This window comes from Falsiporphyromonas endometrii, assembly GCF_042654485.1.
Classification (GTDB): Bacteria; Bacteroidota; Bacteroidia; order Bacteroidales; family Porphyromonadaceae; genus Porphyromonas; species Porphyromonas endometrii.
In genome coordinates, this window is the sequence record NZ_JBHSGO010000140.1 from 1 (window position 1) to 7,275 (window position 7,275).

Annotated in this window: 3 protein-coding genes; 1 reads left to right on the forward strand and 2 read right to left on the reverse strand. The window is 39.1% G+C overall.

All coding sequences use genetic code 11. The annotated features are described in order from the left end of the window. Positions 1-667 precede the first annotated feature (667 nt). On the forward strand, positions 668-2,005 hold the full coding sequence (gene gdhA, locus ACFO3G_RS04340; protein ID WP_380078326.1) for an NADP-specific glutamate dehydrogenase: 1,338 nt from the start codon (positions 668-670) through the stop codon (positions 2,003-2,005). A 412-nt stretch (positions 2,006-2,417) separates the two neighbouring features. Here the strand turns inward: gdhA and ACFO3G_RS04345 are convergent, their stop codons facing one another. Both ACFO3G_RS04345 and ACFO3G_RS04350 read right to left on the reverse strand, forming a co-directional pair. Beyond that, positions 2,418-4,415, reverse strand: a complete 1,998-nt coding sequence (locus tag ACFO3G_RS04345) for a urocanate hydratase (protein WP_380078328.1) — start codon at positions 4,413-4,415, stop codon at positions 2,418-2,420. Between the two features lie 138 nt (positions 4,416-4,553). After that, entirely contained in the window at positions 4,554-6,707 is a 2,154-nt protein-coding gene (locus ACFO3G_RS04350) for a helix-hairpin-helix domain-containing protein (RefSeq protein ID WP_380078330.1), read from the reverse strand. Positions 6,708-7,275: the final 568 nt, after the last annotated feature.

The window sequence follows — 7,275 nt, forward strand, 5'->3', positions numbered from 1 at the left end:
ATTGAGCAGTTTAAAGCTCAAAATGAGGGGAAATAAGATGGGGTAATTCGGTTATCGATATAGAATCCTCTTTGAATACAAAGAAGTGGAGGTTGGAAAACCTAAATTACATTCGTGCAACAGTCTCCTCATATAAGAGACTGTTGCATAATGGCGATCTATCGCGTTGCTTTAGGTAATCGGCTTCGGTCACGCACTTGAGTACGCTTCCTTAGCACTGCCCCTCATCGCCTTGCATCTCATCCATTCTTCAAAGTCCCCAAATTAGATTGTAATTTGTATGAATGGCTCTTTGTGCAAGATTCTCTATTAAGTGGAGGCTGCCATATCTAATGTCAACCAATCCAACCATACTCAATACAATTTGGGGGCAGAAGTCAACTTATGAAATATAATGTCACTCCGTCCATTTTATCTTCATTTTTTAGCAAGTAAGACTACATTATTCTTATGAAGAGACAGGTAAGATCTGCAATAGATAACTCTCTTGTAAATAACAAATTATGGAGGAAGGTCTATTGTGATATCAATCTCATTTGAATAGTAAAGGACAATGAAACACAAAGAAACTTGTTCCGAAAACATCTAAACTCTTTGTTTTATTAAATGCAAACAATATCTTTGTAAGAGTGATTAACAAATCCAATATTTAAAAACAGTTTCTATTATGAAGACTAGTGAAATTATGGCCAATCTTGAGGCCAAACACCCTGGAGAGAGCGAGTTCCTCCAAGCTGTTAAAGAAGTTCTTCTATCAGTTGAAGAAGTTTACAACCAACATCCGGAGTTCGAGAAGAACGGTATCATCGAACGTATCGTTGAGCCGGACAGAATCTTGACATTCCGTGTACCTTGGGTAGATGATAACGGTAAAGTACATGTAAACATTGGTTACAGAGTACAATTTAACAACGCTATTGGCCCGTACAAAGGCGGTGTACGTTTCCACCCATCTGTAAACCTATCAATCTTGAAGTTCTTAGGTTTCGAACAAACATTCAAGAATGCACTTACAACACTTCCTATGGGTGGTGGTAAAGGTGGTGCAGACTTCTCTCCAAAGGGTCGCTCTAACGCTGAAATCATGCGCTTCTGCCAAAGCTTCGTAACTGAACTATGGCGCAACATCGGTCCGGACCAGGATATCCCTGCAGGTGACATAGGTGTTGGTGGTCGTGAAGTTGGCTACATGTTTGGTATGTATAAAAAGCTAAAACGCGAACACACAGGTACATTTACAGGTAAGGGCTTCGAATTTGGTGGTTCAAGACTTCGTCCTGAGTCTACAGGATTCGGTGCTGTTTATTTCGTAAATAATATGTGTAAAGAAAATGGCATCGAGTTTAAGGGTAAGACTCTTGCTATCTCAGGTTTCGGTAACGTAGCTTGGGGTGTTGCTCAAAAAGCTACAGAGCTTGGTGCTAAGGTTGTTACAATCTCAGGTCCTGACGGATATGTTTATGACCCGGATGGTATCAACACAGAAGAAAAGTTCAACACAATGCTTGAGCTTCGTAACAGCGGTAACGACGTTGTAGAAGACTACGTTAAGAAATTCCCTAACGCTAAGTTCTTCGCAGGCAAGAAGCCTTGGGAACAGAAGGTAGATATGGCTATGCCATGTGCTACTCAAAATGAGATGAACCTTGAAGATGCTAAGATGCTCGTTAAGAATGGTGTTACTTTGGTAGCTGAAACATCTAACATGGGTTGTACAGCAGAAGCAAGCGAATACTATGTAGCTGAAAAGGTTATCTTCGCTCCGGGTAAGGCTGTGAATGCCGGTGGTGTATCTTGCTCTGGTCTTGAAATGACACAGAATGCTGCTCACCTAAGCTGGACAAACGAAGAAGTTGACAAGTGGCTACACCAAATCATGAACGACATCCACGAACAATGTGTAACTTACGGTAGAGAAGGTAAGTATATCAACTACGTGAAGGGTGCTAACATTGCAGGGTTCATGAAGGTTGCTAAGGCTATGGTTGCTCAAGGTGTAATCTAATCTTAGACAAATAGATTAAATCTATATACAATGAAAGGGCTGTGTCCAAAAGGCACAGCCCTTTTTGTATCTCACCAAACTAACCCTTGTACATCTCTTTCTTACAATTATTGATATCCGATAAAACTACTGAAACATCAACAATCACGGATTTCATAAAAACCATCTTCACAATTATACTCCAATCATCAGCTGTCATCTCTGTTCTGTGCACTTAGCCTATAGAACTTAGCTTTGTCGAACAACCTACATTTCAACGATTAAGGACTGTCCGATAAGAGTTGAAATAGTCGTCATAAACAACTACATCTCTTCATTTCAACTACTTAATTGGCGTACCCCGACTAAAGAAAAAAGGGTGCGACAATTAATATTGCCACACCCTTCCTATGAATTAGAAGTTTTCTACTTATTACTTCAACACTTTGTCAAGCAAATCTTCATCAACAATATTAGGCATTGTGATGTGATAGTAGTCCTTGTGAGATTCATTGAATTGCTCTGATGTCTCCATAGCATGGTCGTTGCGTGCCCAAGATCTTCTTGCTACGCCACCCATTACGTCCCAAATCATAGCAGACTTAAGGATTTCGTCTACTCTTTGAGAACCATCGAGCACCATACCGAATCCACCGTTGATAGCTTTACCAATACCTGTACCACCGCCATTGTGCAAAGCAACGAGGCTCATACCACGAGCAGCATTACCGGCATAGCATTGTACAGCCATATCTGCCATCACATTTGATCCGTCCTTAATATTTGATGTTTCACGGAATGGAGAGTCAGTACCTGATACGTCATGGTGGTCACGACCAAGCATTACCGGACCAATCTCACCATTACGAACCATCTCATTAAACTTAAGGGCTATTCTCAAGCGACCTTCAGCATCCTGATAAAGGATACGAGCCTGAGTACCAACAACAAGTTGATTCTTTTCAGCATCACGAATCCAGATATAGTTGTCTCTATCCTGACCTCTTCTATTTGGATCAATGCATTCCATTGCTGCATGGTCTGTCTTAAGAAGATCTTCATGTTTTCCACTTAGACATACCCAACGGAATGGGCCATATCCATAGTCAAACAATTCAGGTCCCATAATATCTTCCACATAGCTCGGCCAGATGAAACCATCCTTTTCGTCTACACCATTGCGTGAAATCTCCTGTACCCCTGCATCATAAATAGCCTTCATAAAGGCATTTCCGTAGTCAAAGAAATAGGTACCTTGACCTACAAGAGTCTTAACAGCATTGAAGTGACGTTTCAAACTTTCGTCTACCTCTTTTGCAAACTCATCGCGATCCTCAGCCAATAGCTTTGTACGCTCTTCAAATGTCAATGTTGCAGGGCAATATCCGCCTTCGTAGACAGCATGACAACTTGTCTGGTCACTTAGAAGGTCGATATGAATATTGTTTTTGATTGCGTATTCAAGCAAATGAACCACATTGCCATGGAATGCAATAGAGCAAGCCTCTTTAGCAGCCATTGCTTTGGCAGCCATATCGAATGCCTCTTTCTCTGTTTCTGCAATTTTCTTAACCCATCCTTGAGAGTGTCTTGTCTCAATTCGAGAGCTGTCCACTTCTGCAATGATAGACACAGCACCTGCAATATCAGCAGCCTTTGGTTGAGCTCCAGACATACCTCCAAGACCGGAAGATACGAACAGTTTACCAGCCAATGTACCCTCAGCAGGGATACCCAGTTGCTGACGGCCTGCATTGAGAAGTGTATTGAATGTACCATGCACAATACCTTGAGGTCCAATATACATCCAACCACCCGCTGTCATTTGACCATAGTTGGCAACACCCATCTGAGCTGCAATCTCCCAATCCTTGATATTGTCATAAAGACCTACCATCATTGAGTTGGTAATAATAACGCGTGGTGCACTCGGCTTAGATTTAAATAGGCCAAGAGGATGACCACTCTCTACCACCAAAGTTTGATCTTGTGTCATATTTTGGAGGTACATCATAATGAGTCGATACTGCATCCAGTTTTGGCAAACCTGGCCTGTTTCACCATAAGTTACAAGCTCATAAGGATAAAGGGCAACTGCATGTGATAGATTATTGTCAATCATCACCTGGAAAGCGCGTCCTTCAATACACTTACCGGGATATTCATAAATTGATTTAGCCTTAAGGTCTCCTTGTGGACGGAAACGATAGCCATAGATTTTACCACGAGTCTTGAGTTCTTCCAAAAACTCTGGAGCCATCTTTTCATGCAGCTCTTTTGGGATATATCTCAAAGCGTTTTTAAGCGCAATACGAGTTTGTGCCGGAGTTAGGCGAAAACCTCTGTCCGGAGCTCTACGAATACCTTCATCAAATGTGGGATATTCGGGCAACTCTGCCGGAAGAGCAAACTTCTTAGCAACGTTTTCCATAACGGTAATTTATTTTATTTATACTGATTTGATCTACTTAATTTGCAATGTTTAGTTGTACGATCTTGTTTTATCGAGCACACGAAGTTAAGATAAATATATTAGAAAATAGGCCTTATTTGTCCAATATATTCATTTTTATTGTGGTCTGACAATGATTGAAAGCAACAACTTACCTGCCGAATCAAACTGGTCAGACACCATCTTAAGTTGCTCGCCCTTCACCTGCAAAGTTACTGATTTGGTTGGATTTACCGAAAAGAAAAGATAGTATTTTCGTCCTTTTCCGTACAGAAATTGTGATTGATATTGCCATCTCACCATCCTTTGAGACCAATAGATTCGATCGGCTCCACTATCAGTTTTAAAGAGTGATGCACCCATCGACCATTGTACAATTGGATGAGGCGTCAAGTCCACCCTTAGTCCTAACAAACAACCTTTTTTACAACAATTACCTCCTTTGGAGTCTTGATAATTTCTTTTCGTATATCTTAAATCTAACTTGCACGAGGTGTTTAGATCATTGGGATTATAAATAATTCGTTGAGAGCAAGACCACTTCTTTAGCTTATCATTCTGCTTTCTGAAAGAACATTGTGACCGGCAAACCATTTGATTGTACGGATTGGTCTCTACTCCGACCTTAACAAAACAACCTTTTGTGGGTTCTCTTTTTCTATACCTTGGCTTTTGAGATTGATAAATATCAAGTTCGTTCCTTATTGTAATGCCACCCCATTCTTTGTCAAAGTTACACCTTAGACCTCTTTCATTTGACACACCCGTAAATCTTGATAAGGCATTGCCATATAGCGTCCAATACTTATATGAATAGTTTCTAAACTGAACAGAAAACGAATAGTTAGAAACTGACCGATAAGATACTCCTTGCAAAAAAGCACATCCCTTCGATTTTGATAATGCACATTCGCCAAACCAGGCAAAGCGTCCGACTGAAGGACTGTACCTGTGGAATCCTGAAATATTGTAAAAAGACTCGATATCAGACAAACCATCTATACCAATTATACCGGGTGGTCTTTTTAGTGTAGCATGAGGGAAAGAATAAAAACATGCTGTCATGCCTATATCCAGAGGAGCTTTCCGATACTCAAGAATAGAAGACCACGACTTGACAGCCACTTTGTGTCTTAGTCTATACTCTCTTTCTGTACGATGCATCCCGCTATGATAAATACTGTGAATTATTTTTTTCTTTCCCTTTTTGGAAGTCCTACCATCCATTCTTGCCAATGAATATCCTAAGACAAACCTTAAATTGCCAAACCTAAAAGAGGATGCAATACCTCTATGGAAACCTGTCTCTGATTGCGAAAAAGACTTTCTAAGACCTATACCAAGTCGACTGTATAAATTAGGATCCGAAATGAAATACTTTCCTTGTCCCAAATTGAGACCATAACCGGAAGAGATTTTATAATCTCCAATGATAAGTTTCTCCACAATAGAGTTTGATGACAACTCAATATGTCCGGATAGATGGTCAAATCCCCCTTTGGATAGCTGAAATTTCTCATAGTTATCCAATTCGCCCAATACTCCAACCGATAAAATATCTTTGACTTGATAAAGATAACGTAACGAACCTCCCACCGGAGATCCAAGCCACTGATCGTCTTTCGTCTGCTTTCCAAAAGGTCTGGAATAGGTGGCTCCTAATAAACTTTTCCCCTTTTCTGAAAAGACAGAAGTAAATGTTTCATCCAAAGAAGCCGCCTCTTTTACATCTGTGACTTTCACGAAAGGATAGACCAAATCTAAAGTTCGAGAATCCATGCCCGGTACCATTTTTAGATCCCATATAGTTAGGAAACCACCATCTGCCTGATGCTTATGCCTATACTCAATAATGGCATTAATCTGAAATTCCGACAAAAAAGGCAATCTTCTCAATAATGGTTTGGTCGATTTATTAAGATCAAGGGGATTATCCATCAAGTTATACAAGTCCTCGATTATGTTATCAGCTTCTTGAGATGTTATATCACCATCATCCACCAATTGCATAATGTACAATTCCCAATCACTTCCAATAAATTGCTGCTGAGCCGTCAACAAACAAATATCAATAAAAGCAATAGTGGTTAGGACAAAAATATTTCTAATAAACCTTCTACCAATCTGATGTACTTTAGATAAACCGGTATATCCTACCACCTTTTTCCAAAAATATTTAACAACATAAATTGAAGATGAGGTTGTCCACTTGACAAAAGAAGAGAAAGTAAACATACCGAAGAAGGTACAAATACATCCTATTAATTTCAAATAAGATACATAAAGGAAGTGGGTACAATCCTCTTTAAATCCACCGTAAACGAATAATAAAAATTTAAGAACATTCTATCTAAATTCTTTCAAGCTCCTTTGTCTATCCTTAAACTACATACCACACAAATCTGGTACTATTCACCATTACAGGTAGCAAAACAAACTAAAAAACTTCTTCAAATGATTGATTTGTGAAATGACTTCAAAATATAGAGAAGAATCTCTCTTTCAATATAGATTCAATAGTCTTACACGAGTTTTTGTCTTTTACCAATTACATATATATAACAACCGAACTCACCAAAAGGTTGTAATAAGAAAAAAATGTCGGTAAGCAACCTTTCTTTCCAATAACGAATAAGCATTCACACATCATATAATAATAGTATGCATCTTTATCGCAGAGGAACTTTTATGATTGCCTGAAAAGTATATAACAATAAGAAGCTGTTTAAATTTAATTGAAAAACAATCTTATACAAGGTGTTAATATATTGAATATCAGTAGGTTAGTTGATTTATTATTTGTAACTTTATGATTATCAAACAATTAAAGTTATGGAAC

Coding starts and splice junctions, on each gene's coding strand:
- gdhA (WP_380078326.1), top strand. CDS start 668: ATGAAGACTAGTGAAATTATGGCCAATCTTGAGGCCAAACACCCTGGA.
- ACFO3G_RS04345 (WP_380078328.1), bottom strand. CDS start 4,415: ATGGAAAACGTTGCTAAGAAGTTTGCTCTTCCGGCAGAGTTGCCCGAA.